The organism is Micromonospora sp. NPDC049580 (assembly GCF_040675595.1).
Lineage (GTDB): Bacteria > Actinomycetota > Actinomycetes > Mycobacteriales > Micromonosporaceae > Micromonospora.
Window position 1 is genome coordinate 1 of sequence record NZ_JBFAPG010000710.1, and the last position, 2,227, is coordinate 2,227.

General features: G+C 75.7%; 1 protein-coding gene. It reads left to right on the plus strand.

Annotation, left to right across the window (positions count from 1 at the left end; genetic code table 11):
• The first annotated feature begins 125 nt into the window (after positions 1-125).
• On the plus strand, positions 126-2,057 hold the full coding sequence (locus AB0J68_RS31270; protein WP_355066822.1) for an anthranilate synthase family protein: 1,932 nt from the start codon (positions 126-128) through the stop codon (positions 2,055-2,057).
• Positions 2,058-2,227: the final 170 nt, after the last annotated feature.

Sequence of the window (2,227 nt, forward strand, 5' to 3'; positions counted from 1 at the left end):
CCCGGCGGCCACCCCCCGCGCGTAGCTCCATCCACGCGGCCGCCACGAGGCGGCCGCCGGATCTCCCGGCCCGGATGGCCGCCACCGCTGGCGGCGCCCGGCCCACGGAGACCACGATGACCAGCCTGACCCACCTGACCGACCTGCTCGCCGCCATCTCCCGTGGCGACGACCCCGGCCCGTTCGCGCTGTTGCGCCGCGAGGGCGCCGACGAGCTGGAACTGTTCACCGGCGTCGTCGCCACCGTCGACCGCCTGGCGGACATCCCGCTGTCGCCGGGTGCGCCCGGGGCGCGGACGCTGGCCCTGGTGCCGTTCCGGCAGATCGCCGAGCGTGGCTTCGCCTGCGTCGACGACGACGCCCCGCTGGAGTGCCTCCAGGTCCGCGAGCACCGGCGGATCCCCCTGGCCGAGGCCCTGGCCGCGCTGCCCGACCAGCCGGTCCGCACCCGCGACGCCGCGTTCGACGTCAGCGACGAGGAGTACGCGCGGATCGTGCAGCGGGTGCTCACCGAGGAGATCGGCCGCGGCGAGGGCGCGAACTTCGTCATCCACCGCACCCTGCACGCCAGCGTGCAGGGCGCCCCGCTGGTGGCGGCGCTGGCCGCGCTGCGCCGGCTGCTGGTCGCCGAGCGCGGCGCCTACTGGACGTTCGTGGTGCACACCGACACCCGGACCCTGGTCGGCGCCAGCCCGGAACGACACGTCAGCGTCGACGACGGGCTCGTGATGATGAACCCGATCAGCGGCACCTTCCGGCCCGGCGGCGACGCCCCGGACCGGGAAGCGCTGCTGCGGTTCCTCGCCGACCCGAAGGAGGTCGAGGAGCTCTACATGGTGCTCGACGAGGAGCTGAAGATGATGGCGACCGTCGCCGAGCACGGCGGCCAGGTCATCGGCCCGTACCTCAAGGAGATGTCCCACCTGGCGCACACCGAGTACCTGCTCGCCGGGCGGGGCACCCGCGACGTGCGGGAGGTGCTGCGGGAGACGATGTTCGCGCCCACCGTGACGGGCAGCCCGATGGAGAACGCCTGCCGGGTGATCGCCCGGCACGAGCGCCGGGGCCGGGGCTACTACGCGGGCGTGCTGGCCCTGCTCGGTCACGACGACGCCGGTCGCCAGACGCTGGACGCGCCGATCCTGATCCGTACCGCCGAGATCTCCCCCACCGGCCGGCTGCGGGTGCCGGTCGGCGCGACCCTGGTCCGGCATTCCACGGCGGCCGGCGAGGTGGCCGAGACGCACGCCAAGGCCGCCGGAGTGCTGGCCGCGCTCGGTCTCGGCCCGGCGGCGCCCGCCGGCGACCGCGGGCCGGTCGTGCGGCTGGCCGACGACCCGGCGGTACGCGACGCGCTCGCCGCGCGGAACACGCCGCTGGCCCGGTTCTGGCTGGACCAGCGGGCGCCGGACGCGCCGGGGCTGCCCGGGTTGGTCGGTCTGCGGGCACTGATCGTGGACGCCGAGGACACCTTCACCGGCATGTTGGCGCACCAACTTGGCGCGTTGGGTCTCGCGGTCACCCTGCGGCCGTGGCACGCAGGTGGCCCGGTCGACGAGTACGACCTGGTGGTGGCCGGGCCCGGGCCGGGCGACCCGGGCAGCTCGGACGACCCGAAGATGGCCGCGTTGCGCAAGCTGCTGGACGGGCTGCTGGCGACCGGCCGGCCCACCCTCGCGGTCTGCCTGGGGCACCAGGTGCTGGCCGGGTTGCTGGGGCTGCCCCTGCACCGCCGCGACGCGCCCTATCAGGGGTTGCAACGGGAGGTCGCCCTGTTCGGCCGGGCCCGCCGGGTCGGCTTCTACTCCTCGTTCACCGCGCGGGCCGAGGCGGACCGGCTGCACACCGCGTACGGGACGGTGGAGCTGGCCCGGGACGCGCGCGACGGGTCCGTGCACGCCCTGCGCGGGCAGGGTTTCGCCGGGGTGCAGTTCCACCCGGAGTCGGTGCTCAGCCCGGACGGGCTGACCGTGCTGACCGAGTTGCTGGCCGATCTGTTGCCGGCGCCACGCCCGGCCCGGCAGGCATCGCCGACCGGCCCGGCCCACCAGGCGTAGCCGACCGGCCGCGTCCGCTCGGCATAGCCACCGCCCCCGTGGGGTAGGGCTGGTGCGACCGGTGGTGCGAGCGGGCCGAGAGCCCCCGCCGGGCGGTGCAGATCGGCGCCGCGCTCAAGCAGGGCATGGGCGGCTGACAGATGGTGCGACCGGTGGCGCGGGCGGGGGCT